Here is a 25,439-nt window from a genome sequence, read left to right on the forward strand (position 1 = left end):
GCGGCCCACACCGCGGGCAGATGGCACGCAGGAAGCCCGGACTAATAAGATGGCATTGAAATCCCCCGCGTTTCGTAAAAAATTTCCGTTGTTGGTAACCGGCAGTCTGCTGGCTATGCAACCTCTGGCCAGTCAATTCGTTGTTGCCGCCGAGCAGTATGACTGCTCCGTCTCGGCTTCGGGTGGCTGGGACTGTGCGCCCAAGTCGCCCGCCGCGGCGTTGCCGCCGCGTCCGGTGCATGACGGCAGTGCCGTCAGCGCCGCCGGTGACACCCCGGCCGACAACGGTTCCAGCGCAGAGACCGGCCCGAAAACCGCTCTGGTCACCGAAGCCAAGGGCCGTGGCCTGAAATCCCGTAGCGAAGACTACAGTCACCTCGACTGGGTTCCGCGCGAGAAGCTCACTGCCGCGCAACTGGCCGAAACCGGTCCTTACTGCTCTGGTTCCTATATCGAACCAATTCGTCCCGGCATGAATGACAAGACGAATAAAAGTGACGCGCCGACCTTCATCGGTGCCAAAGCGTCGCGTTATGAGCAGGACACCCAGGTCGCCAGCCTCGCCGGTGACGTGATCATGCGACAGGGCAGCATGCAGGTCGAAGCCGACGAGGCGAACCTGTATCAGGCCGAAAGCCGCGGCGAACTGGCCGGCAACGTACGCATCCGCGACAACGGTGCGCTGATCGTCGGCGACCACGCCGATGTGCAGCTCGACACCGGTGAAGCCAAGGTCGACAACGCCGAATACGTGATGCACAAATCACGCATCCGCGGTAACGCGCTGTACGCCAAGCGCGCCGAAAACGCGATCATCCGCTTGAAGGACGGCACGTACACCACGTGCGAACCGAACAGCAATGCGTGGCAGCTCAAAGGCAACAACATCACTTTGAACCCGGCCACCGGTTTCGGTACCGCGACCAACGTGACGCTGCGCGTAAAAGACATTCCGATTCTGTACACGCCGTACATCTACTTCCCGATCGACGACCGTCGCCAGTCGGGCTTCCTGCCGCCGACCATCGGCAGCGGCACCGACACCGGCTTCATGCTGGTCACCCCGTATTACTTCAACCTGGCGCCTAACTACGACGCCACGTTGTATCCGCGTTACATGAGCAAGCGCGGCATGCTGGTGGAAGGCGAGTTCCGCTACCTGACCAAATCGAGTGAAGGTCAGTTCGGTGCCGCGTATCTGAATGACGAAGATGACGAACGCAAACGCCAGAGCGATTACAAAGACACTCGCTACATGTACAACTGGCAGCACAAGGGCGGTCTCGACTCCCGTGTGCTCACAGAAGTTGACTACACCAAGATCAGCGATCCGTATTACTTCCAGGATCTGCAGACCGATCAGATTGGTGTGAAGAGCGACGATTTCGTCAATCAGCAGGGCGCTGTCACTTATCGTGGCGACAGCTATACCGCACGCTTGAACGCCCAGCAGTACCAGCTGGCTACCGTTTCCAACATCACCCCGTATGGTCGCCTGCCGCAGATCACGTTCAATGGTCAGCTGCCGTACCATCCGGAAGGTCTGAATTTCGACTACGAAACCGAGTTGGTGCGTTTCGACCGTGACCTGCGCAGCGGCACGTTTGTACAGGAAGACGGCGTCACCACCGAGTCGCGCCTGGACAACAACATCACCGGTCTGGCCCGTGCCAACGGCGATCGTCTGAACCTGAAGCCTGGCGTCAGCCTGCCGATGAACTGGACGTATGGCTTCCTGAAGCCTTCGCTCAAATACCAGTACACGCAATATCAGCTCGATCTGGATAACACCGGCAAGTCGCAGATCGATGCGATGAGCGCTGAGCAAAGAAAGCTCAACGGCGAGTTCGACACCAACCAGAACCGCGGCGTACCCATCGCCAGCATCGACGGTGGTCTCTACTTCGATCGCAACACGTCCTACTTTGGCAAGAACTACCGCCAAACGCTGGAACCACGCCTCTTCTACCTCTATGTACCGGAGAAAGATCAGGAAGACATTCCAGTATTCGACACCAGCGAATACACCTTCAACTACGCCTCGCTGTTCCGCGACAACCGTTTCTCAGGCGCCGACCGTGTCGGCGACGAGAACAAACTGTCGCTGGGCGTGACCAGCCGCTGGATCGAAGACAACGGTTTCGAACGTCAACGCATCAGTGTGGGCCAGGCCTTGTACTTCAAGGATCGCAAGGTTCAACTGCCAGGCATCGCGTTCAACGATCGTGACGACGCGAAATCCAACGTTTCGCCTTACGCGCTGGAATACGAATACCGCTGGAACCGCGACTGGCGCACCACGGCCGATTACAACTGGGATCCGGACAGCCGCAGCCCACGTTCCGGCAGCGCGATGTTCCACTACCAGCCTGAAGACAACCCGAACAAGGTCGTCAACGTCGGTTACCGCTATCGCAACGACCAGGTCCGTTACGACCAGAACACCGGCCGATGGACTGTGGGCGGCGGTGACTACGGCACCCCGGGTCAGCCTGGCTACGTGAAGGACTACTACAAGATCCAGCAGCATGACTTCTCGGTCATCTGGCCGATCGTTCCGCAGTGGAACGCCATCAGCCGCTGGCAGTACGACTACAACCGCAACCGTACGCTGGAAGCTTTCGGTGGTTTCGAATACGACAACTGCTGCTGGAAACTGCGTCTGATCAACCGTTACTGGGTTTCCTATGACGAGTTCAGCCAGGAAGCTCCGCAAAACGAAAAAGGCGACCATGGCGTCTTCCTCCAAATTGTTCTGAAGGGACTCGGCGGCCTGACTGGCGCCAAGGTAGAGAGCTTCCTCGACAAAGGCATTCAAGGTTATCGTGAACGTGAAGACCAAGCTTTCTGATTGTCTGCGCCCGCTGATGCTGGGCGCGTTGTTCCTGGGTACGGCGGCCAACGCCGCCGTACAACCGATCGATAAGGTGGTGGCGATCGTCGACAACGACGTGGTCATGCAGAGCCAACTGGACCAGCGCGTTCATGAAGTTCAGCAGACCATCGCCAAGCGCGGTGGTGGCTCGCCGCCACCGGGCGTGCTGGATCAGCAGGTGCTCGAGCGCCTGATCGTTGAAAACCTGCAACTGCAGATCGGCGAACGTTCCGGCATCCGCATCACCGACGAAGAGCTCAACCAGGCGGTTGGCACCATTGCCCAGCGCAACAACATGAGTGTTGATCAGTTCCGCGCTGCGCTGGCTCGCGATGGCTTGTCCTATGACGACGCCCGCGAACAGATCCGCCGCGAAATGGTCATCAGCCGTGTGCGTCAGCGCCGCGTGGCCGAACGCATCCAGGTCTCCGAACAGGAAGTGAAGAACTTCCTCGCCTCCGACCTGGGCAAGATGCAGTTGTCCGAAGAATTGCACCTGGCCAACATCCTGATCCCGACCCCGGAAAGCGCCAACTCTGAAGCGATTCAGAACGCCGCGCGTCAGGCCATGGAGGTTTACCAGCAGCTCAAGCAAGGCGCTGACTTCGGTCAGATGGCCGTTGCCAGATCCGGTAGCGACAACGCCCTGGAAGGCGGCGAGATGGGCTGGCGTAAAGCCGCACAGTTGCCACCGCCGTTCGACCGCGAGCTGAGCAGCATGGCCGTCGGCGACATCACTCAGCCTGCACGTACTCCGGGCGGCTTCATCATTCTGAAGTTGCTGGGCAAACGTGGCGGCGAAGCCCAGATGCGCGACGAAGTGCATGTGCGCCACATCCTGGTCAAGCCAAGTCCGATTCGCGACGAAGCCAAGACCAAGGCACTGGTTCAATCGCTGTATGACCGCATCACCGCTGGTGAAGACTTTGCCGAGCTGGCGAAAAACTACTCGGAAGATCCGGGTTCCGCCCTCAACGGCGGCGACCTGAACTGGATCGACCCGAACGTGCTGGTGCCGGAATTCCGCGAAGTGATGGCTTCGACACCACAAGGTCAGCTGTCCAAGCCATTCCAGACCCAATACGGCTGGCACGTGCTGGAAGTCCTCGGCCGTCGCGCCACTGACAGCACTGAACAGGCCCGTGAGCAGCAAGCCATGACCGTACTGCGTAATCGCAAATACGACGAAGAGCTGCAAACCTGGCTGCGTCAGATCCGCGATGAAGCGTACGTAGAGATCAAACTCCCTGGTGCAGACCAGGCAGCGCAGTGAAACCCAAGCGTTTCGCGCTGACACCCGGCGAACCAGCCGGCATTGGTCCCGACCTGTGCCTGCTGCTCGCCTCGCAAGCCCAGCCACATCCCCTGATTGCCATCACCAGCCGCGACCTGCTCCTTGAGCGGGCCGCGCAGCTGGGGCTGGCTGTCACTTTGCTGGATGTAGGGCTCGACCGTTGGCCTGATGCTCCGGCGCCGGCCAACAGCCTGTACGTCTGGGATACTCCACTCAGCGCCCCCGTGGTCGCGGGACAACTGGACAAGGCCAACGCGGCTTTCGTCCTCGAAACCCTGACCCGTGCCGGCAATGGCTGCCTGAAGGCTGACTTTGCCGGAATGATCACCGCACCGGTCCACAAGGGCGTGATCAACGAGTCCGGCATCGCGTTTTCCGGACACACCGAATTCCTCGCTGACCTGACTCACTCCGCACAAGTGGTGATGATGCTCGCCACCCGCGGCTTGCGCGTAGCGCTGGTCACCACTCACCTGCCGCTGCGCGAGATTGCCGATGCGATCACTGCGGAACGACTGGAGCGGGTCACGCGGATTCTGCACGCCGACCTGCAAGACAAATTCGGCATTGCCCAGCCGCGAATCCTGGTGTGCGGACTCAACCCGCACGCCGGTGAAGGCGGACATCTGGGCCATGAAGAAATCGACATCATCGAACCGACATTAGAGCGCCTGCGCGGCGAGGGCATGGACCTTCGTGGCCCGCTGCCTGCCGACACTCTGTTTACCCCCAAATATCTGGAGCACTGCGATGCAGTGCTGGCGATGTACCACGACCAGGGCTTGCCCGTGCTGAAGTACAAAGGCTTCGGCGCTGCCGTCAACGTGACGCTCGGCCTGCCGATCATCCGCACGTCGGTCGACCACGGCACCGCCCTCGATCTGGCCGGCAGCGGCAAGATCGACACCGGCAGCCTGCAAGTCGCCCTGGAAACCGCCTACCAGATGGCCGAGACCCGTTTATGAACGAGCAATACCAACACAAGGCGCGCAAACGCTTTGGCCAGAACTTCCTGCACGATGCCGGCGTTATCGACCGCATCCTGCGCTCCATCCATGCCAAACCCGACGATCGTCTGCTGGAAATCGGCCCGGGCCAGGGTGCCCTGACCCAGGGTTTGCTCGGCTCCGGCGCGCAACTCGACGTGGTCGAACTCGACAAGGATCTGATCCCGATCCTCAACCAGCAGTTTGCCGGCATGAGCAATTTCAACCTGCATCAGGGCGATGCGCTGAAATTTGACTTCAATACGCTCAACGCCGCGCCGAACAGCCTGCGCGTAGTGGGCAACCTGCCGTACAACATCTCGACACCACTGATTTTCCACCTGCTGAACAACGCCGGCATCATTCGCGACATGCATTTCATGCTGCAGAAAGAAGTGGTCGAGCGTCTGGCTGCAGGTCCGGGTGGCGGTGACTGGGGTCGCCTGTCGATCATGGTCCAGTATCACTGCCGCGTGGAACATCTGTTCAACGTCGGCCCGGGCGCGTTCAACCCGCCGCCGAAGGTCGACTCAGCGATCGTTCGTCTGGTGCCGCATGCGGTATTGCCGCACCCGGCCAAGGACCATCGCCTGCTTGAGCGTGTCGTTCGTGAAGCGTTCAATCAGCGCCGCAAAACCCTGCGCAATACGCTCAAGCAATTGCTCAGCAATGCCGAGATCGAAGCCGCCGGCGTTGATGGGAGCCTGCGCCCGGAACAACTGGATCTGGCCGCTTTCGTACGCCTGGCCGACCAGCTGGCGGTACAAGTCCCCGTCACCCCCGCCGTCGACTGATTGGCGATGCGCGCTATCGGGCAGAACACCACTCTGGTTTACTGCCCGATACTTGCCTAGACTGATTCCCCATCAGCTACGCCCCGCGTTCCGCTTCGTTAAGGCCTTCTTGCATGTCCGATTCCCGTTATCAGGTTGATGTCAGCGTCGTTACCCACTATCTGGCAGACCAATCGCAACCCGAACACGACCGCTTTGCCTTCGCCTATACCATCACCGTGAAGAACAACGGCCAGCTTGCGGCCAAGCTGTTGTCGCGGCACTGGGTGATCACAGATGGTGACGGCCATGTCGAGGAAGTTCGCGGTGAAGGCGTCGTCGGCCAGAAGCCGCTGATCGCCGTCGGCGAGAGCCATACCTATACCAGCGGCACGGTGATGACCACCAAGGTGGGCACCATGCAGGGTACTTATGAAATGGTCGCCGACGACGGCAAGCATTTCGCTGCGATCATCAAGCCGTTTCGCCTCGCCGTGCCGGGAGCCCTGCACTGATGACGACGTACGCCGTCGGTGACCTGCAAGGCTGCCTCGAACCGCTCAAATGCCTGCTCAGGCAAGTCGCCTTTGATCCGGCACTCGATCGGCTGTGGCTGGTCGGTGATCTGGTCAACCGTGGCCCGCAATCCCTGGAGACCTTGCGCTTTCTATATGGCATGCGCGAATCGCTGGTTTGCGTGCTCGGCAATCACGACCTGCATTTGCTGGCCGCCGCGAAAAAAATTGAGCGCTTGAAGAAAAGCGACACCTTGCGCGAAATCATCGAGGCGCCCGACGGCCCGCAACTGATGGAATGGTTGCGCCAGCAGAAGCTGATGCATTACGACGAAATGCGCGATGTCGCCATGGTCCACGCCGGCATCCCGCCTCAGTGGTCGCTGCGCCGGGCATTGAAGTGCGCGGCCGAAGTCGAGACCGCCCTGCGCGACGACAACGTTTTCCCCGCCTACCTCGACGGCATGTACGGTAACGAGCCGGCGAAATGGGACAACGATCTCAAAGGCATCGACCGTCTGCGCGTGATCACCAATTACTTCACGCGCATGCGCTTCTGCACCGCAGAAGGCAAGCTCGACCTCAAGAGCAAGGAAGGCCTCGACACCGCCCCGCCCGGCTACAAGCCGTGGTTCCAGCACAAGGAACGCAAAACCCGAGGCCTGCGCATCATCTTCGGTCACTGGGCGGCACTCGAAGGCAATATTCATGAGCCGGGCATCTCGGCGCTGGACACCGGTTGCGTCTGGGGCGGCAGCTTGACCCTGATGAACGTCGACAGCGGCGAGCGTCTCTCGTGCAAATGCGATGAACACGGCGGCCTCGCGCCCTCCTTCGCGCCATCTATCCCCGAATCTTCGCCAGTCGGCGCACCGCGTTAGACTGCACATTCAGTTGAGCAACAGGAATACGCCATGACCGAATTCAAACGAATCCCTCCCGAGCAGGCCCAGGCCCTGCGTGAGCAAGGCGCAGTCGTCGTCGATGTGCGCGATCCGCAAACCTATGCTGCCAGCCATATTCCCGGCTCTCAGCACCTGGACAACCACTCCATTGCCGATTTCATCCGCAACGCCGACCTCGATGCGCCGGTAGTAGTGGTCTGCTATCACGGCAACTCCAGCCAAAGCGCTGCCGGCTACCTGATCAGCCAAGGCTTCACCGACGTCTACAGCATGGATGGCGGCTTCGAGCTGTGGCGTACGATTTATCCGTCGGAAACCGCGCAGGAAGCTGCCGAATAATTTTTTTGTCACGCGCAGGCCCCGGCTCCCGTGGCCCTGCGCGGAGCAGACGAACGGTCTGCCACAACTAATTACGTATCTCGCCTTTACCTCCTGAATTCCCAACTATCCTTAAGCGCAGGCCATCCAAATCAGGGGAGAGCCGGTACACCGGCGCGCGGGTCATCGGGAGTAGCTTTCGCGGTTTGTCTACCGTGGGAGAATTCTGGGGGGTAAACAGCAGCTGCCACAGCGGCTGCTGCCAGCATCGACTGAGTGATCCGGCGTCGGCTCCACGTATCGAGCGAGGTGACGTCATGAGTATCTTTAGCCACTTCCAACAACGCTTCGAATCCACACGCCAGGAGGAATTCTCCCTTCAGGAGTACCTGGAGCTGTGCAAAAAGGATCGCAGCGCCTATGTATCCGCCGCCGAGCGCCTGTTATTGGCGATCGGCGAACCGGAGCTGCTCGACACTTCGGCCAACTCGAGGCTGTCGCGCATCTTCTCCAACAAGGTGATCCGCCGTTATCCGGCCTTTGAAGACTTCCACGGGATGGAAGAATGCATCGACCAGATCGTCTCGTATTTCCGCCACGCCGCCCAGGGCCTGGAAGAGAAGAAACAGATCCTCTATCTGCTCGGCCCCGTCGGTGGCGGTAAATCGTCCCTGGCCGAGAAGCTCAAACAACTGATGGAAAAAGTGCCCTTCTACGCCATCAAGGGCTCGCCGGTCTTCGAATCGCCGCTAGGTCTGTTCAACGCCACTGAAGATGGCGCAATCCTCGAGGAAGATTTCGGCATCCCCCGGCGCTACGTGAACACCATCATGTCGCCGTGGGCGACCAAGCGCCTGGCCGAGTTCGGCGGCGACATCAGCCAGTTCCGCGTGGTCAAGCTGTACCCGTCGATCCTCAACCAGATCGCAGTGGCCAAGACCGAACCCGGTGATGAGAACAACCAGGACATTTCCGCGCTGGTCGGCAAGGTCGACATACGCAAACTGGAGGAATTCCCACAGAACGACGCCGACGCCTACAGCTACTCCGGTGCGCTGTGCCGGGCCAACCAGGGCCTGATGGAATTCGTCGAAATGTTCAAGGCGCCGATCAAGGTGCTGCACCCGCTGCTGACCGCCACTCAGGAGGGCAACTACAACAGTACCGAAGGCCTGGGCGCGATTCCGTTCACCGGGATTCTGCTTGCTCACTCCAACGAATCGGAGTGGCACACCTTCCGCAACAACAAGAACAACGAGGCATTCATCGACCGGATCTACATCGTCAAGGTGCCGTACTGCCTGCGCGTCAGTGATGAAGTGAAGATCTACGACAAACTGCTCTTCAACAGCTCGCTCGCCAAGGCCCATTGCGCACCGGACACCTTGAAGATGCTCGCGCAGTTCACCGTGCTGTCGCGCCTCAAGGAGCCGGAAAACTCCAATATTTATTCGAAAATGCGTGTCTACGACGGCGAAAACCTCAAGGACACCGATCCGAAGGCCAAGTCGATTCAGGAATACCGGGATTCGGCAGGCGTCGACGAAGGCATGAACGGTCTGTCGACCCGCTTCGCCTTCAAGATTCTGTCCAAGGTTTTCAACTTCGACCCGCATGAAATCGCCGCCAACCCGGTGCATTTGCTCTACGTACTGGAACAGCAGATCGAACAGGAACAGTTCCAGGCCGAGACCCGAGAGCGCTACCTGCGCTATCTGAAGGAATACCTGGCACCGCGCTACATCGAATTCATCGGCAAGGAAATCCAGACCGCGTACCTGGAGTCCTACAGCGAATACGGCCAGAACATCTTCGACCGCTACGTGCTGTACGCGGATTTCTGGATTCAGGATCAGGAGTATCGCGATCCGGAAACCGGCGAAATCCTCAACCGCGTGGCGCTGAACGAGGAACTGGAAAAAATCGAAAAACCGGCCGGCATCAGCAATCCGAAAGACTTCCGTAACGAAATCGTCAACTTCGTGCTGCGCGCCCGAGCCAATAACAACGGCAAGAACCCGACCTGGCTCAGCTACGAAAAACTGCGGGTGGTCATCGAGAAGAAAATGTTCTCCAACACCGAAGACCTGTTGCCTGTCATCAGCTTCAACGCCAAGGCCAGCAAAGAGGACCAACAGAAACACAACGACTTTGTCACACGCATGGTTGAACGTGGCTACACCGATAAACAGGTACGGCTTCTTTCCGAATGGTACCTGCGGGTCCGGAAGTCGCAGTGAGGCAGCTGCAAGCTTCTAGCTTCAAGCTGCAAGAGAGCGTCAATCCGTAAATATTCGGGACCGCTTCTACTTGCAGCTTGCAGCTCAAAACTTGAAGCTCCCCGGAGGGGCCTTATGAGCTATGTGATCGACCGACGCCTCAATGGCAAGAACAAGAGCACGGTGAACCGTCAGCGCTTTCTGCGGCGATACCGTGACCACATCAAAAAGGCTGTCGAAGAGGCAGTCAGCCGGCGCTCCATTACCGATATGGAGCACGGTGAACAGATCAGCATTCCCGGTCGCGACATCGATGAACCGGTGCTTCACCATGGTCGCGGTGGCAAGCAGACCGTGGTTCATCCCGGCAACAAGGAATTCACTGCCGGTGAACACATCGCCCGCCCCCCGGGTGGCGGCGGTGGACGCGGCCCGGGCAAGGCCGGCAATTCCGGCGAGGGTATGGACGAGTTTGTCTTCCAGATCACGCAGGAGGAGTTTCTCGAGTTCATGTTCGAAGACCTCGAACTGCCGAATCTGGTCAAACGCAACCTGACCGGCACCGATACCTTTAAAACCGTACGCGCAGGCATCAGTAACGAGGGCAACCCGTCACGGATCAATATCATCCGCACGCTGCGCTCGGCGCACGCGCGTCGTATAGCCCTGTCCGGCAGCAGCCGGGCCAAACTGCGCGAAGCCAAGGAAGAACTGGCGCGGCTCAAGCGCGAAGAACCGGACAACTTCGGTGATATTCAGGAACTCGAAGCCGAAATCGAGAAACTCAGCGCGCGTATTCATCGCGTGCCTTTCCTCGATACCTTTGATTTGAAATACAACCTGCTGGTCAAACAGCCCAACCCCAGTTCCAAAGCGGTGATGTTTTGCCTCATGGACGTGTCCGGCTCGATGACCCAGGCAACCAAGGACATCGCCAAGCGCTTTTTCATCCTGTTGTACCTGTTCCTGAAACGGAACTACGACAAGATCGACGTGGTGTTCATTCGTCACCACACCAGCGCACGGGAAGTGGATGAAGAGGAGTTTTTCTATTCACGGGAGACCGGCGGCACCATCGTTTCCAGCGCATTGAAATTGATGCAGGAAATCATGGCCGAGCGTTACCCGAGCAACGAATGGAATATCTATGCGGCGCAGGCGTCCGACGGCGACAACTGGAACGACGACTCGCCCATTTGCCGTGACATTCTGATCAACCAGATCATGCCGTTTGTGCAGTATTACACGTACGTTGAGATCACCCCGCGCGAACATCAGGCCTTGTGGTACGAATACGAACGCATCGCCGAAGCCTTCTCTGACACGTTTGCCCAACAGCAACTGGTCTCGGCCGGAGATATCTATCCGGTCTTCCGTGAACTCTTCCAGCGCAGGTTAGTGACATGACCGCCAAAGAGCAGAAGCGCCAACCCATTTCCACCGGCTCCGAATGGACATTCGAGCTGATCCAGACCTACGACCGCGAGATCGCCCGTATCGCGGCCCGTTATGCGCTGGATACCTACCCTAACCAGATCGAAGTGATCACCGCCGAGCAGATGATGGATGCCTATGCGTCGGTGGGCATGCCGCTGGGTTACCACCACTGGTCCTACGGCAAACACTTCCTCAGCACTGAGAAATCCTACAGTCGCGGGCAGATGGGGCTGGCCTACGAGATTGTGATCAACTCCGATCCCTGCATCGCCTATCTGATGGAAGAAAACACCATCTGCATGCAGGCCCTGGTGGTGGCTCATGCCTGCTATGGCCATAACAGTTTCTTCAAGGGCAACTACCTGTTCCGCACGTGGACGGACGCCAGTTCGATCATTGATTACCTGGTGTTCGCCAAGCAGTACATCATGCAGTGCGAGGAGCGCCACGGCATCGATGCCGTGGAGGATCTGCTCGACTCCTGCCATGCCCTGATGAACTACGGCGTCGACCGTTACAAACGTCCCTATCCGATTTCCGCCGAGGAAGAGCGCCGGCGGCAGAAGGATCGCGAAGAGCACCTGCAGAAGCAGATCAACGATCTGTGGCGCACCATTCCCAAAGGCGCGGACAAATACAGCGAAAAGGACAACGCGCGCTTCCCAGCCGAACCACAGGAAAACATCCTGTATTTCATCGAAAAGCACGCGCCACTGCTGGAGCCGTGGCAGCGCGAGATCGTGCGCATCGTGCGCAAGATTGCGCAGTACTTCTATCCGCAGCGCCAGACACAAGTGATGAACGAAGGCTGGGCGACGTTTTGGCATTACACGCTGATGAATGACCTGTATGACGAAGGCCTGGTTACGGACGGCTTCATGATGGAGTTCCTGACGTCGCATACCAGCGTGGTTGTCCAACCGGGCTTCGACAGCCCTTACTACAGCGGCATCAACCCCTATGCACTGGGTTTCGCGATGTACCGAGATATTCGTCGCATCTGCGAAGAGCCTACCGACGAGGATCGCCACTGGTTCCCCGAACTTGCCGGCAGTGACTGGCTGTCGTCGATCAAGTTCGCCATGAGCAGCTTCAAGGATGAGAGTTTCATCCTGCAGTACCTGTCACCGAAGGTCATTCGTGATCTGAAGCTGTTCAGCATCCTTGACGATGACCAGAAGGACGACCTGCTGGTACCGGCGATTCATGACGAGGTTGGCTACCGTATCATCCGCGAAACCCTGGCTGCGCAGTACAACCTCGGCAATCGTGAGCCTAACGTGCAGATCTATAGCATCGATCGGCGCGGCGACCGTTCCCTGACCCTGCGTCACCAGCAGCACGACCGCAAGCCATTGGGCGACTCCACGGACGAAGTACTCAAGCACCTGCACCGCTTGTGGGGCTTCGATATTCATCTGGAAACCCTGCAGGGCGACCAGATCATGAAAACCCATCACGTGCCGCCGCGCAGTGAACATGGCGAAGGGGATTACGGTCGGCTTGATCTTGCCGTCATTCATCTTTGACCCGGTTTCCACCTCCGAAAGTCTGACGCAAGGGTTATCCTGTCGGACTGACGGAGGTTTTTTATGCAGGTTTACAAAGTTGGCGGCGCAGTACGTGATCGCCTGTTGGGGTTACCGGTCACGGACATCGACCGGGTCGTGGTCGGCGCGACCACCGAAGAAATGCTCGCCAAGGGGTTCCGGCCAGTAGGCGCGGATTTCCCGGTGTTTCTCCACCCGCGCACCGGGGAGGAATACGCCCTCGCGCGCACTGAACGCAAAAGTGGGCGCGGTTACGGCGGCTTCACGTTTTACGCAAGTCCCGAAGTCACGCTGGAAGAAGACCTGATTCGTCGCGACCTTACGATCAATGCCATGGCGGAGGACGATCAGCTCAATCTGACCGATCCGTACCATGGCCAACGTGATCTTGAAGCGCGAATCCTGCGCCACGTTTCCCCGGCCTTCGCCGAAGATCCCCTCCGAGTGTTGCGTGTTGCCCGCTTTGCGGCCCGATATGCCGGACTGGGGTTTACCGTTGCGCCAGAAACACTCGACCTGATGCGTCAGCTCAGCGAATCCGGCGAACTGCAAGCGCTGACCGCCGAACGCAGCTGGAAGGAAATCTCCCGCGCACTGATGGAAGATCAGCCTCAGGTGTTCATCGAAGTGTTGCGAGAATGTGACGCCCTCAAGGTATTGATGCCGGAAGTCGACGCCTTGTTCGGCGTGCCGCAGCCGGAGACTCATCACCCGGAAATCGACACGGGCCTGCACACCTTGAGCGTGCTTGCGCAATCAGCCCTGCACAAGCAGCCACTGACGGTGCGCTGGGCCTGCCTTCTGCACGACTTGGGCAAAGGCCTGACGCCGCAAGAGGAGTGGCCGCAACACATCGCCCACGAACATACCGGCCTTAAGCTGATCAAAGCGGTCAACGAGCGCTTCAAAGTTCCCAGGGATTGCCAGGAACTGGCAATGCTGGTCGGGCAATATCACACCCATGGGCACAGAGCCCTCGAGCTGAAGGCTTCCACGCTACTGGAGTTACTGCAGAGCTTCGATATTTACCGTCGGCCGCAGCGTTTCGAGGAGTTTATCGCTGCGTGCGAGATGGATGCGCGTGGCCGCAAGGGTCTGGAGCAGCGCAGTTATCCACAGGCCGATTATTTGCGCGGTGCCGCAACCGCAGCACGCAGCGTCGCGGTGCAGCCGTTACTGGAAAAGGGATTCAAGGGGCCGGCACTGGGCGAAGCACTTCAGCGTGAGCGGCTCAAAGCGTTGAAGATCTATAAAGACAACGCTTGAAGGAAGATCAAAAGATCGCAGCCTTCGGCAGCTTCTAGAGAGGAATTCGCGTTTCCCTGTAGGGCTGCCGAAGGCTGCGATCTTTTGCTTTAAAGATTCGACGGAGTCAGTTGCTGCCCATTCCATTCGAATGAAACCGGCGCCAGCACCTGTTCAATCTGCGCTTCGGCCCACAACGTTGCGAAACTCTTTCCTACGCCTGGATGCACCCGCTCGGGGGCGATCAGCGAAAGCGGCCAGAGTACAAAAGCGTTTTTTAGAATTTCTGCTCGCGGCAATATCAAACCGTCGAAGTTACCGACCAGATCGCCGTACAGCAGCACGTCGATATCCAGCGGCAGGCCTTTGCGATCCGGGGCATAACGGCCGTTATCCGCTTCGATGAATTTCAGCCGCCGATCCAGCTCCATCAACGGCAAATCGGTATAAGCCGAGACCACGAAGTTGAAGAACGGCCCGCTCTTGATGCCCACCGGCTGGCTTTCAAACACCGCCGAACAGCGGACGTCCACCAAAAAACCGGCCAGCGCATCGAGGCCAGCACGCAAGTGGGTTTCGCGCTCGATATTGCTACCGAGCCCGAGATAGACCTGAGTCAGCGACATCCGCGCTCGATCTCCACACCCACGCCGCCCTTGGCCGCCGGCACAGCGCCTGGCTTGGTCAGCTTCAGCCGCACCCAGGTGATCTTGAATTCGGTCATGAGCACTTCAACCAGCCGCTCGGCGAAGGTCTCGACCAGTTGAAACTGCGCCTGCTCGGCAAAGGCCTGAATGCGCGTGGAAACGCTGGCGTAGTCGAGTGCCAAAGCCAGGTCATCACCTGCGGCGGCCGGGCGGTTGTCCCAGGCGAAGCTCAAATCAAGGCGCAGACATTGACGGATGCCGCGCTCCCAGTCGTAGGCACCAATCACGGTATCGACTTCCAGGCCCTCGATAAACACTCTGTCCAAGCACTTTTCTCCGCTGCACGACAAGGGCGCAATGCGCCGTTAGAATCAGGGCGTCCTCGCCCGGAATAGTTAGCATGTTTTGGTTACTGGCGATTCTCGCCTACCTGCTCGGCTCGCTGTCCTTCGCCATTTTGCTCAGCCGCCTGACCGGAAACCCGGACCCGCGAATGAGTGGCTCGGGCAATGCCGGCGCCACCAACATGCTGCGTCTGGTCGGTCGCAAACTGGCGATCCTGACCCTGGTGGGTGATCTACTCAAAGGCTTGCTGCCAGTACTGATTGCCTCGGCAGCAGGCCTCTCGCTGCAGGATCAGGCCTGGATCGGCGTTTGCGCCGTGATCGGTCACCTGTTCCCACTGTATTTTCGCTTCCGCGGCGGCAAAGGTGTCGCCACCGCTGCCGGCATGCTGGTGGGCCTGTATCCACCCGCCGCGTTGCTGGCAGTGTGCGCCTGGCTGCTGACGTTCTACCTGACCCGCACCAGCTCGCTGGCGGCGCTGATTGCCACGCCGCTGACCCTGCCGTTGCTGGCCTGGCAGGAGCCGAAAGCCTTGCTGCCCATGAGCGCGTTGACCCTGCTGATTGTCTGGCGTCATCGCGGCAATCTACGCGACCTGTTTGCCGGGCGCGAACGGCATTTTTAAATACCGTCCGGTCAAGCGGCTCCTCACAACGCCGACAACTGCTCCATCGGCCATCGCGCCTGAACCGTAATCGCCAGACTTTCCTGCTGACCGGCCTTCAAGCGCTGGCAACCGGCAAACGCGATCATTGCGCCGTTGTCGGTGCAGAACTCGGGACGCGCATAGAACACATCGCCTTTCATGTCGCCGAGCATCTTCTCCAGCGAAACCCGCAACGCCTTGTTGGCGCTGACGCCGCCGGCAATCACCAGACGCTTCATGCCCGCCTGTTTCAGGGCGCGCTTGCACTTGATGGTCAAAGTCTCCACCACGGCCTGCTGGAATGCCAGCGCGATGTCGCAACGGGCTTGTTCACCGTCGTCCCCGGCGCTGACGCATTGCTGCCAGGTGTTGAGGGCGAAGGTTTTCAGGCCGCTGAAGCTGAAGTCCAGCCCTGGGCGATCACACATCGGGCGCGGAAAAGTGAAGCGTCCTGCGACACCCTTCTCGGCCAGTTTGGCGATCTCCGGCCCGCCGGGATAATTGAGGCCCATCATCTTCGCGGTCTTGTCGAAGGCTTCGCCGGCCGCATCGTCGAGTGTTTCGCCGAGCAGGCTGTATTGGCCGATGCCATCCACCTGGACCAACTGTGTATGACCGCCTGAAACCAACAAAGCGACGAACGGGAATTCTGGTGGTTTCGGCTCCAGCATCGGTGCGAGCAGGTGGCCTTCCATGTGATGCACGCCGAGCGCCGGAATGCCCCAGGCAAACGCCAGCGCCTGAGCGCAGGATGCACCGACCAACAGCGCGCCGACCAGGCCAGGGCCTGCGGTGTAGGCAATCGAATCGATCTCGGTCGGCACACAGTCGGCCTCGGCCAACACCTGACGAATCAAGGGCAGCATGCGTTTGACGTGGTCACGCGAGGCCAGCTCCGGCACCACACCGCCATAGGCGCGGTGCAGGTCGATCTGACTGAACAGCGCGTCGGCCAGCAGACCGCGCTCACTGTCATATAATGCGACGCCGGTTTCGTCGCAGGAGGTTTCTAATCCCAGTACTAGCATGGGTTTGCGCCTTGTTTAGGCTGAATTCGAAGGCGCGCATAATAGTCCCCGCGTGATGCCCCGACCAGCGGTTTTCGATCAGAGGCTTTGCATTCCGAGCGATGAGGGGTTAACATCCGCAACCCTTAAAAACCGACGTCTTCAAGTGCTCTTTTGCCGCGAGGATGTTGACCCCGGTAATGAATGAAGGTAGCTCTGGATGCCAGCCGTCAAAGTAAAAGAGAACGAACCCTTCGACGTAGCTCTGCGTCGTTTCAAGCGCTCCTGCGAAAAAGCCGGTGTACTGGCTGAAGTTCGTAGCCGCGAATTTTACGAGAAGCCAACTTCTGAGCGTAAGCGCAAGGCAGCAGCTGCTGTTAAGCGTCACGCCAAGAAAGTTCAGCGCGAACAGCGCCGCGCCGTTCGTCTGTACTAATACACAGACGTTCGTAGCAAGCTTCTTGCCTAAGCCCGGCCCTCAGCCGGGCTAATGGCATTTGCGTAAAACGCTTGAGTTTCACCGTCGAAGCCGCCGATGCGACCGAGACAAATCTGCTTCACCGCGTCAGGCCTGGCTCTTTTGCCAGCGGTGCACGTCTTTTCTGACGAGCCTTTCAAGGCTACTGACGAGCACACCCACTGATTCCTCTTACGACGATCAGCCCAAGGCACCTGCATGCGTGCCCGCTTTATTGAGCTATCCGAGGCCTGTAACCGGCCGTCAGCGGATTCAGCGCAACACTTTCAAATAGTCGAAGACTGATAGGTACTCACGTCAGTGGATCTTCGGCAGATACACTTCCCGACAGCGATCACGCAGACAACACCGGTCGAGCCGCACACCTTGTGCGCTTCCAGCAATGACCCGTGTCCGCCAGCCTTTCGCATCGGACTTATTGCAGCGCAGACGACGAGAACGCCATGGCCGGGCTGATTCCCCAGAGCTTCATTGACGACCTGCTGAACCGCACCGACATCGTCGACGTGGTCAGCTCGCGCGTGCAATTGAAGAAGGCCGGCAAGAACTACACCGCCTGTTGCCCGTTTCACAAAGAGAAAACTCCGTCGTTCAGCGTCAGCCCCGACAAGCAGTTCTATTATTGCTTCGGCTGCGGCGCCGGCGGCAACGCCCTCGGTTTTCTCATGGATCACGACAATCTGGACTTCCCCCAGGCCGTCGAAGATCTGGCCAAAGCCGCCGGCATGGAAATCCCCCGCGAAGAAAGCGGCCGGGAGCGCAAACCACGGCAGCCGACCGACTCGCCGCTGTACCCGCTGCTGACCGCCGCCGCCGACTTTTATCGCCAGGCACTAAAGAGTCATCCATCGCGCAAGGCGGCGGTGGATTACCTCAAGGGACGCGGCCTGACCGGCGAGATTGCCCGGGATTTCGGCCTTGGCTTTGCGCCGCCGGGCTGGGACAACCTGCTCAAGCATCTGAGCAGCGACACGCTGCAACAGAAGGCAATGATTGAAGCCGGCCTGCTGATCGAGAACGCCGAAACCGGCAAACGCTATGATCGCTTCCGTGATCGCGTGATGTTTCCGATCCGTGACAGCCGGGGAAGGATCATCGCCTTCGGCGGTCGCGTACTGGGCGACGACAAACCGAAATACCTGAACTCACCGGAAACCCCGGTTTTCCATAAAGGCCAGGAACTCTACGGCCTCTATGAAGCGCGCAAGAACAACCGCAACCTTGACGAGATCATTGTCGTCGAGGGCTATATGGACGTCATCGCCCTCGCCCAGCAAGGCTTGCGCAATGCCGTTGCGACACTGGGGACTGCGACCAGCGAAGAACACTTGAAACGCCTGTTTCGCGTCGTCCCGAACGTTTTGTTCTGCTTCGACGGCGACCAGGCCGGGCGCAACGCAGCGTGGCGCGCACTGGAAGCAACACTGCCATGCCTGCAGGACGGGCGCCGCGCGCGGTTCCTGTTTTTGCCCGAGGGCGAAGACCCGGACACACTGGTTCGAGCCGAAGGCACCGACGCCTTCAAAGCACGCATCAACCAACATGCGCAGCCGCTGGCCGATTATTTCTTCCAGCAACTGATCGAAGAAGCCGACCCGCGCTCGCTGGAGGGCAAGGCACACATGGCCACCCTCGCCGCGCCGCTGATCGATAAGGTGCCGGGCGCAAACCTGCGCATTTTGATGCGTCAGCGCCTGACCGAGATTACCGGCCTGAGCAGCGAGACCGTCAGCCAGCTGGTACAGAGCGCGCCGCAGGAAGCGCCGCCCGCCTACGATCCGGGCATCGATTACGACGCCATGCCGGATTACAGCGACTACCATCAGCCGCAGTCACAGGACATGTATGCGCCGCAGCAGGAGTGGACGCCGAAGAAACCCGGCGCCGGCGGCAAGAAGTGGGACAAAAAACCCTGGGACAAGAATGGCAAGCGTGGCGCTGATCGGGAGCAGCAGCGTCCGCGCACCCCGATCGGCGTCGAATCGCCTACGCTGACAGCCCTGAGAACACTGCTCCATCACCCGCAACTGGCCAAACGCGTCGAAGACGCCGGGCACATTGCCGATGAAAATCAGACCAACGCCCAGCTACTTGTGGCGCTGCTCGAAGCCGTACAGAAGAATCCCAAGCTAAACTCATTTCAGTTGATCGCGCGATGGCACGGCACTGAACAGGGTCGCTTGCTCAAGGCACTTGCAGAAAAGGAGTGGCTGATTGACGGAGATAACCTTGAACAACAGTTTTTCGACACCATTACTAGCTTGTCAGCCCGCCAACGCGAGCGAAATCTGGAACAACTGCTCAGGAAAGCGCGACAAAGCGAACTGAGCATTGAAGAGAAAAATCAACTGCGCGACCTTTTAAGTCGCAATGTTTCCGCATCAAACCCGACCTCAACTGGCGCGTGAGGTCATAGCTCAGGTATAATCCTCGGCTTGTTTTTTGCCCGCCAAGACCTTCAGTGGATAGGGTGTTATGTCCGGAAAAGCGCAACAGCAGTCTCGTATTATTGAGTTGATCAAACTGGGTCGTGAGCAGAAGTATCTGACTTACGCCGAGGTCAACGACCACCTGCCCGAGGATATTTCAGATCCGGAGCAGGTGGAAGACATCATCCGCATGATTAACGACATGGGGATCCCCGTACACGAGAGTGCTCCGGATGCGGACGCCCTTATGTTGGCCGACGCCGATACCGACGAGGCCGCTGCGGAAGAAGCAGCCGCTGCGTTGGCGGCGGTGGAGACCGATATCGGTCGCACCACTGACCCGGTGCGCATGTACATGCGTGAAATGGGTACGGTCGAGCTTCTGACCCGTGAAGGCGAAATCGAAATCGCCAAGCGGATCGAAGAAGGCATTCGTGAAGTGATGAGCGCGATCGCGCACTTCCCTGGCACGGTTGACCACATTCTCTCCGAGTACACCCGCGTCACCACCGAAGGTGGTCGCCTGTCCGACGTCCTGAGCGGTTATATCGACCCGGACGACGGCATCGCGCCGCCAGCGGCAGAAGTGCCGCCGCCGGTTGACCCGAAAGCCGTCAAGGCGGACGACGAGACCGACGACGATGAAGCCGACTCTTCCGATGACGAAGAAGAAGCCGAAAGCGGTCCGGACCCGGTCATTGCTGCCCAGCGTTTCGGCGCCGTGGCTGACCAGATGGAAATCACCCGCAAGGCCCTGAAAAAGCACGGTCGTCACAACAAGGCAGCGGTTGCCGAGTTGCTGGCCCTGGCCGAGCTGTTCATGCCGATCAAACTGGTGCCGAAGCAATTCGAAGCCCTGGTCGAGCGTGTGCGCGGTGCCCTGGATCGCCTGCGTCAGCAAGAGCGCGCGATCATGCAGCTGTGCGTACGTGATGCACGTATGCCACGCGCCGATTTCCTGCGTCAGTTCCCGGGCAACGAAGTCGACGAAAGCTGGTCCGACGCCCTGGCCAAAGGCAAGAGCAAGTACGCCGAAGCCATCGGCCGTGTGCAGCCAGATATCATCCGTTGCCAGCAGAAACTGATCGCGCTGGAAACCGAGACCGGCCTGACCATCGCCGAAATCAAGGACATCAACCGTCGCATGTCGATCGGTGAGGCCAAGGCCCGCCGCGCGAAGAAAGAGATGGTTGAAGCCAACCTGCGTCTGGTGATCTCGATCGCCAAGAAGTACACCAACCGCGGCCTGCAATTCCTCGATCTGATCCAGGAAGGCAACATCGGCCTGATGAAAGCGGTGGACAAGTTCGAATACCGTCGTGGTTACAAGTTCTCGACTTATGCCACCTGGTGGATCCGTCAGGCGATCACTCGCTCGATCGCCGACCAGGCCCGCACCATCCGTATTCCGGTGCACATGATCGAGACGATCAACAAGCTCAACCGTATTTCCCGGCAGATGTTGCAGGAAATGGGTCGCGAACCGACCCCGGAAGAGCTGGGCGAACGCATGGAAATGCCTGAGGACAAGATCCGCAAGGTATTGAAGATCGCCAAAGAGCCGATCTCCATGGAAACGCCGATCGGTGATGACGAAGACTCCCATCTGGGCGACTTCATCGAAGACTCGACCATGCAGTCGCCAATCGATGTCGCCACGGTTGAAAGTCTGAAAGAAGCGACCCGCGAAGTGCTGTCCGGCCTCACTGCCCGTGAAGCCAAGGTACTGCGCATGCGCTTCGGTATCGACATGAACACCGACCATACGCTCGAAGAAGTGGGCAAACAGTTTGACGTAACGCGTGAGCGGATCCGTCAGATCGAAGCCAAGGCGCTGCGCAAGCTGCGCCACCCGACGCGAAGCGAGCATCTGCGCTCCTTCCTCGACGAGTGATACCAGAACCCCCGGCCCAGGCCGGGGGTTTTGTTTTATGGCAGATTAAATTCCCCGCCCCACCCTCCCCGCCGCATACCCCGTCTACACTCGAAACAATCACCCCCGAGCCATAACGAGAGCGTTATGCCCAGACTGGCGCCCGTGCTTCTTCTGTTGTCATTGATGATCTGCACCGCCACGGCTGACGCGCTGACTCTCACCGACGAAGAACGTAGCTGGCTGGCGGCTCACCCCGATTTGCGCCTGGGTGTCGATGCGTCGTGGCCGCCCTTCGAGTTCCGTGACGATCAGAACCGTTATCAGGGCCTGGCCGCCGACTACATCGACGTGATCCGCCAACGATTGGCGGTCAAGCTCACACCCATCGAGCCGGTGAGCTGGACCGTGGTGCTGGAGCAGGTGAAAAAGGGCAAAATCGACTTGTTGCCGGGCATCATGTCCACTCCGGAACGGCAGACCTACCTTGCGTTCACGCGCCCCTACCTCGACTTCCCGATTGTAATCCTCGCCCATGTCGGTGGGGCCCAGCCGCGCAAAATCGACGACTTGTACGGTTTGAAAATCGCCGTGGTGGAAAACTACGCGCCCCACGAACTGCTTCGCACTCATCACCCCGACCTGAATCTGGTCGCCATGCCCAATGTCAGTTCGGCGCTGCAGGCACTGGCGACCGACGAAGTTGACGCGGTGGTCGGCGACCTCGCGTCCAGCGTCTGGAGCCTGCGCCAGCTCAAGCTCGACGGCCTCTACGTCAGCGGCGAAACGCCGTATCGCTATCAACTGGCGATGGCCGTGCCGCGCGACAATAAGGTGCTGGTGGGCATTCTCGACAAAGTCCTCGCTGACATGTCGCCTGCGCAGATCAGCAGCATCCAGGAACACTGGGTCGGCAACGTCCTCGACCACCGCACATTCTGGTCCGATCTGCTGATCTATGGCCTGCCTGGGCTGTTGCTACTGATGACAGTGCTTGCCGTGGTCATTCGCATCAACCGGCGCCTGAGTTCGGAAATCACCCGACGCATAGACCTCGAACAGGAGCTGCGCAGCAGCGAGTATCACTATCGCGGCCTGGTGGAAAGCCTGTCGGCCATCGCCTGGGAAGCGCGGATGAGCGACTTCACCTACAGCTATGTCTCGCCTCACGCTGAAGACTTGCTCGGTTATCCACAGTCTCACTGGCTGATTCCGGGATTCTGGCACAACATCATTCACCCCGCCGACCTGACCCGCACGCAGAACTACTGTCGAGAGGCGCTACGCCAAGGGCGCGACCACATTGTCGACTATCGGGTGATCACCGCCGACGGCCGCTGCCTGTGGGTGCGCGATATCGTCAGCCTGATAGAACACGGCCACGAGCCGGTGATGCGCGGCCTGATGATCGACATCAGCGAAATCAAGCGCACGGAGGAGGCGCTGCGACTGTCAGAGCAGAAGTTCGCTTCGGTGTTCCAGCAGTGCCCGGACATCCTCGTGATAGCGCGCCTGTCCGACGGTTGCCTGCTGGAGGTCAATGAGGCTTTTGAAGAACAGATTGGCCTCAGGGCTGACGAAGTGGTTGGACAAACCGCCACCAACCTCAATATTTGGGGCATTCCCGGCGTCGGTCCCGGATTATTGCAGCGCTTGCAGGCCGGCAGCATTCGCAACCTCGAGATGCCTTTTCGCCGCAATAACGGCCAACTGTTTACAGGGCTGATTTCTGCCGAGCCTTTCGACCTCGACACCACCCCGGCGCTGGTGGTCGTCGTGCGCGACATCAGTCAACTCAAGGAAACCCAACAGCAACTGCAGACCTCCGAAGAGAAATTTGCCAAGGCCTTCCATGCCTCACCGGACGGCTTACTGCTGTCGCGCCAGAGCGACGGTCTGTTGCTTGAGGTCAACGAAGGCTTCAGTCGTATCACCGGATTCAACAGCGCCATGTCGGTGGATCGCTCAACGCTGGACCTGGGCATATGGGTCAACCTCAACGAACGCAAACAAATGCTCGACCTGATGCAACGAGACGGCTTCGTTCGCGACTTCACTTGCCATATCCGCCGCAGCGACGGGCAGATTCGCCTGTGCGAAGTCTCCAGTCGCCCGCTACCGATTGGTGATGACGATTGCATGCTGACCATCGCCCGGGACATTACCGAACGCCATTTGATGCAGGAAAAACTGCAACAGGCCGCCACCGTTTTCGAGAGCACTGCCGAAGGTGTATTGATCACCGACACTCAGCAGCACATCAGCGCGGTCAACCGCGCCTTTACTGAAATCACCGGCTACAGCGAAAGCGAAGCGCTGGGCCATACGCCGCGCCTGCTCGCTTCGGGATTGCACGACAGTGCGTTTTACGCGGCGATGTGGCATCAACTGACCGCCGAAGGTCACTGGCAAGGCGAAATCTCCAACCGGCGCAAAAATGGGGAGCTGTATCCGAGCTGGCTGACCATCAGCGCGGTACGCAACCGCGACAAATTCATCACCCACTTTGTCGCGGTGTTCGCCGATATTTCCAGCCTCAAGCATGCGCAGGCCAAGCTCGACTATCAGGCCCACCATGATCCGCTCACCGGTCTGCCCAATCGCACGCTGTTCGAAAGCCGCCTGCAAATGGCCCTGACCAGCCAGCAGGAAAATGGTGGTCAAGGCGCCGTGCTGTTTCTCGACCTCGATCGTTTCAAGCACATCAACGACAGCCTCGGGCATCCGGTCGGCGACCTGTTGCTCAAAGGAATTGCCGTGCGTTTGAAGGAGCAGTTACGCGATATCGACACGGTTGCGCGGTTGGGCGGCGATGAATTCATCATCTTGCTGCCGGGCCTGCAGCAAGCGAGCGACGCGGATAACATCGCCACGAAACTGCTCAATTGCTTCGGCGCGCCCTTCCAGGCCGGCGAACATGAATTCTTCATCAGCGCCAGCATCGGCACCAGCCTTTATCCGCGCGATGGCTGCGACGTCGCTACATTGGTTAAAAACGCCGACGCGGCGATGTATCGCTCCAAAGCCAAAGGGCGCAATCGCGTCGAAAGCTACACCCGTGACCTCACCGCCCAGGCCAGCGAACGCATAGCGCTGGAACACGAACTGCGTCGCGCCATCGAGCGCGACGAGCTGTTTCTGTATTACCAACCCAAAATCAGCCTGGTCGACCACAGCCTGGTGGGCGCGGAAGCGCTGATTCGCTGGCGGCACCCAACCTTTGGCGAAGTACCGCCAGAGCACTTCATCCCGCTGGCAGAAGAGAACGGCATGATCCTGCAGATCGGCGACTGGGTGCTGGAGACCGCTTGCCGGCAGATGTTTGAGTGGAACCAGATCTACGAACCGCTCGGCCCGCTGTCGGTGAACCTCGCCGGTGCGCAACTGCGCCAACCGAATCTGCTTGCGCGCATCGAGCAACTGCTCAAGGACAACGGACTCAGGCCGGATTTACTGCAACTGGAAATTACCGAAAATTTCATCATGAGTCAGGCCGAAGAGGCACTGGCAGTGCTACACCAACTCAAACGCCTCGGCGTACAACTGGCGATCGATGACTTCGGCACCGGCTATTCCTCGCTCAGCTACCTCAAGCGCTTGCCGCTGGACATCCTCAAAATCGACCAGTCTTTCGTCCGTGGACTGCCCGACGACCCCCACGACGCGGCAATAGTGCGAGCCATCATCGCACTGGGGCGCAGCATGCAATTCACCGTGATTGCCGAAGGCGTGGAAACCCAGGCGCAACAACAATTCCTCGCCGCTGAAGGCTGTGAACAGATCCAGGGCTACATCGTCAGCCTGCCACTACCGCCGGATGAGTTCGCGGCAACATTTCTGCAAGTAACCTTATCGGATTTTTCGGATGGCACAGCCGGGAAACCGTCGCTATAATCC

The 25,439-nt window shown here is 59.1% G+C and carries 19 protein-coding genes; 16 read left to right on the plus strand and 3 right to left on the minus strand.

The features are described 5' to 3' along the window. Window positions 1–49 precede the first annotated feature (49 nt). From HU727_RS23725 to HU727_RS23775, 11 genes are all read left to right on the plus strand, one after another. Window positions 50–2,851 carry an LPS-assembly protein LptD gene (locus HU727_RS23725; RefSeq protein ID WP_186532900.1) on the plus strand — a complete coding sequence of 934 codons (2,802 nt, stop codon included), beginning with the start codon at window positions 50–52 and terminating at the stop codon, window positions 2,849–2,851. Further along, window positions 2,832–4,148: a peptidylprolyl isomerase SurA gene (gene surA, locus HU727_RS23730; RefSeq protein WP_186532901.1), complete on the plus strand. Its 1,317-nt coding sequence runs from the start codon at window positions 2,832–2,834 to the stop codon at window positions 4,146–4,148. The genes HU727_RS23725 and surA overlap by 20 nt, the downstream gene beginning before the upstream one ends. Further along, the gene (gene pdxA / locus HU727_RS23735) at window positions 4,145–5,134 is read left to right on the plus strand and encodes a 4-hydroxythreonine-4-phosphate dehydrogenase PdxA (RefSeq protein WP_186532902.1); all 990 of its coding nucleotides are present in this window, start codon (window positions 4,145–4,147) and stop codon (window positions 5,132–5,134) included. The genes surA and pdxA overlap by 4 nt, the downstream gene beginning before the upstream one ends. Continuing rightward, entirely contained in the window at window positions 5,131–5,949 is an 819-nt protein-coding gene (gene rsmA / locus HU727_RS23740; RefSeq protein ID WP_186532903.1) for a 16S rRNA (adenine(1518)-N(6)/adenine(1519)-N(6))-dimethyltransferase RsmA, read from the plus strand. The genes pdxA and rsmA overlap by 4 nt, the downstream gene beginning before the upstream one ends. Window positions 5,950–6,062: 113 nt before the next feature. Next, entirely contained in the window at window positions 6,063–6,443 is a 381-nt protein-coding gene (apaG, locus tag HU727_RS23745; RefSeq protein WP_186532904.1) for a Co2+/Mg2+ efflux facilitator ApaG/CorD, read from the plus strand. Further along, on the plus strand, window positions 6,443–7,324 hold the full coding sequence (locus HU727_RS23750; protein WP_186532905.1) for a symmetrical bis(5'-nucleosyl)-tetraphosphatase: 882 nt from the start codon (window positions 6,443–6,445) through the stop codon (window positions 7,322–7,324). Before apaG ends, HU727_RS23750 begins: the two co-directional genes overlap by 1 nt. Before the next feature lie 33 nt (window positions 7,325–7,357). Further along, window positions 7,358–7,687: a thiosulfate sulfurtransferase GlpE gene (gene glpE, locus HU727_RS23755; protein ID WP_186532906.1), complete on the plus strand. Its 330-nt coding sequence runs from the start codon at window positions 7,358–7,360 to the stop codon at window positions 7,685–7,687. A 296-nt stretch (window positions 7,688–7,983) separates the two neighbouring features. Beyond that, window positions 7,984–9,906, plus strand: a complete 1,923-nt coding sequence (locus HU727_RS23760; protein WP_186532907.1) for a PrkA family serine protein kinase — start codon at window positions 7,984–7,986, stop codon at window positions 9,904–9,906. Window positions 9,907–10,020: 114 nt separating this feature from the next. Then, window positions 10,021–11,292: a YeaH/YhbH family protein gene (locus tag HU727_RS23765; protein ID WP_039757709.1), complete on the plus strand. Its 1,272-nt coding sequence runs from the start codon at window positions 10,021–10,023 to the stop codon at window positions 11,290–11,292. After that, window positions 11,289–12,851 (plus strand): SpoVR family protein, encoded by a 1,563-nt coding sequence (locus tag HU727_RS23770; protein ID WP_186532908.1) that lies wholly within the window; start codon window positions 11,289–11,291, stop codon window positions 12,849–12,851. Before HU727_RS23765 ends, HU727_RS23770 begins: the two co-directional genes overlap by 4 nt. A gap of 63 nt (window positions 12,852–12,914) precedes the next feature. Further along, window positions 12,915–14,138 carry a multifunctional CCA addition/repair protein gene (locus tag HU727_RS23775; RefSeq protein ID WP_186532909.1) on the plus strand — a complete coding sequence of 408 codons (1,224 nt, stop codon included), beginning with the start codon at window positions 12,915–12,917 and terminating at the stop codon, window positions 14,136–14,138. An 89-nt stretch (window positions 14,139–14,227) separates the two neighbouring features. Here the strand turns inward: HU727_RS23775 and folK are convergent, their stop codons facing one another. Continuing rightward, the gene (gene folK / locus HU727_RS23780) at window positions 14,228–14,743 is read right to left on the minus strand and encodes a 2-amino-4-hydroxy-6-hydroxymethyldihydropteridine diphosphokinase (RefSeq protein ID WP_186532910.1); all 516 of its coding nucleotides are present in this window, start codon (window positions 14,741–14,743) and stop codon (window positions 14,228–14,230) included. Then, on the minus strand, window positions 14,734–15,090 hold the full coding sequence (gene folB, locus HU727_RS23785) for a dihydroneopterin aldolase (RefSeq protein WP_186532911.1): 357 nt from the start codon (window positions 15,088–15,090) through the stop codon (window positions 14,734–14,736). The genes folK and folB overlap by 10 nt, the downstream gene beginning before the upstream one ends. A gap of 74 nt (window positions 15,091–15,164) precedes the next feature. Between folB and plsY the strand changes: the two genes are divergently transcribed. Beyond that, the gene (gene plsY / locus HU727_RS23790; protein WP_186532912.1) at window positions 15,165–15,734 is read left to right on the plus strand and encodes a glycerol-3-phosphate 1-O-acyltransferase PlsY; all 570 of its coding nucleotides are present in this window, start codon (window positions 15,165–15,167) and stop codon (window positions 15,732–15,734) included. Between the two features lie 23 nt (window positions 15,735–15,757). Here the strand turns inward: plsY and tsaD are convergent, their stop codons facing one another. Continuing rightward, window positions 15,758–16,783, minus strand: a complete 1,026-nt coding sequence (gene tsaD, locus HU727_RS23795) for a tRNA (adenosine(37)-N6)-threonylcarbamoyltransferase complex transferase subunit TsaD (RefSeq protein WP_186532913.1) — start codon at window positions 16,781–16,783, stop codon at window positions 15,758–15,760. 199 nt (window positions 16,784–16,982) lie between these two features. Here tsaD and rpsU point away from each other — a divergent pair, with 199 nt between their 5' ends. From rpsU to HU727_RS23815, 4 genes are all read left to right on the plus strand, one after another. After that, window positions 16,983–17,198 (plus strand): 30S ribosomal protein S21, encoded by a 216-nt coding sequence (gene rpsU / locus HU727_RS23800; RefSeq protein ID WP_002551877.1) that lies wholly within the window; start codon window positions 16,983–16,985, stop codon window positions 17,196–17,198. A gap of 485 nt (window positions 17,199–17,683) precedes the next feature. Continuing rightward, entirely contained in the window at window positions 17,684–19,648 is a 1,965-nt protein-coding gene (dnaG, locus tag HU727_RS23805; RefSeq protein WP_186533029.1) for a DNA primase, read from the plus strand. Window positions 19,649–19,715: 67 nt separating this feature from the next. Then, window positions 19,716–21,563, plus strand: a complete 1,848-nt coding sequence (rpoD, locus tag HU727_RS23810) for an RNA polymerase sigma factor RpoD (RefSeq protein WP_186532914.1) — start codon at window positions 19,716–19,718, stop codon at window positions 21,561–21,563. Window positions 21,564–21,689: 126 nt separating this feature from the next. Continuing rightward, window positions 21,690–25,436 (plus strand): bifunctional diguanylate cyclase/phosphodiesterase, encoded by a 3,747-nt coding sequence (locus tag HU727_RS23815; protein ID WP_186532915.1) that lies wholly within the window; start codon window positions 21,690–21,692, stop codon window positions 25,434–25,436. Window positions 25,437–25,439: the final 3 nt, after the last annotated feature.

Source organism: Pseudomonas khorasanensis, assembly GCF_014268505.2.
In the GTDB taxonomy this organism is placed as follows: domain Bacteria; phylum Pseudomonadota; class Gammaproteobacteria; order Pseudomonadales; family Pseudomonadaceae; genus Aquipseudomonas; species Aquipseudomonas khorasanensis.

Bases quoted from the DNA above. Each gene is read 5' to 3' on its own strand.
- HU727_RS23725 (WP_186532900.1), top strand. From the start codon at position 50: ATGGCATTGAAATCCCCCGCGTTTCGTAAAAAATTTCCGTTGTTGGTA.
- rsmA (WP_186532903.1), top strand. From the start codon at position 5,131: ATGAACGAGCAATACCAACACAAGGCGCGCAAACGCTTTGGCCAGAAC.
- apaG (WP_186532904.1), top strand. From the start codon at position 6,063: ATGTCCGATTCCCGTTATCAGGTTGATGTCAGCGTCGTTACCCACTAT.
- HU727_RS23750 (WP_186532905.1), top strand. From the start codon at position 6,443: ATGACGACGTACGCCGTCGGTGACCTGCAAGGCTGCCTCGAACCGCTC.
- glpE (WP_186532906.1), top strand. From the start codon at position 7,358: ATGACCGAATTCAAACGAATCCCTCCCGAGCAGGCCCAGGCCCTGCGT.
- HU727_RS23760 (WP_186532907.1), top strand. From the start codon at position 7,984: ATGAGTATCTTTAGCCACTTCCAACAACGCTTCGAATCCACACGCCAG.
- HU727_RS23765 (WP_039757709.1), top strand. From the start codon at position 10,021: ATGAGCTATGTGATCGACCGACGCCTCAATGGCAAGAACAAGAGCACG.
- HU727_RS23770 (WP_186532908.1), top strand. From the start codon at position 11,289: ATGACCGCCAAAGAGCAGAAGCGCCAACCCATTTCCACCGGCTCCGAA.
- HU727_RS23775 (WP_186532909.1), top strand. From the start codon at position 12,915: ATGCAGGTTTACAAAGTTGGCGGCGCAGTACGTGATCGCCTGTTGGGG.
- folK (WP_186532910.1), bottom strand. From the start codon at position 14,743: ATGTCGCTGACTCAGGTCTATCTCGGGCTCGGTAGCAATATCGAGCGC.
- plsY (WP_186532912.1), top strand. From the start codon at position 15,165: ATGTTTTGGTTACTGGCGATTCTCGCCTACCTGCTCGGCTCGCTGTCC.
- tsaD (WP_186532913.1), bottom strand. From the start codon at position 16,783: ATGCTAGTACTGGGATTAGAAACCTCCTGCGACGAAACCGGCGTCGCA.
- rpsU (WP_002551877.1), top strand. From the start codon at position 16,983: ATGCCAGCCGTCAAAGTAAAAGAGAACGAACCCTTCGACGTAGCTCTG.
- dnaG (WP_186533029.1), top strand. From the start codon at position 17,684: ATGGCCGGGCTGATTCCCCAGAGCTTCATTGACGACCTGCTGAACCGC.
- rpoD (WP_186532914.1), top strand. From the start codon at position 19,716: ATGTCCGGAAAAGCGCAACAGCAGTCTCGTATTATTGAGTTGATCAAA.
- HU727_RS23815 (WP_186532915.1), top strand. From the start codon at position 21,690: ATGCCCAGACTGGCGCCCGTGCTTCTTCTGTTGTCATTGATGATCTGC.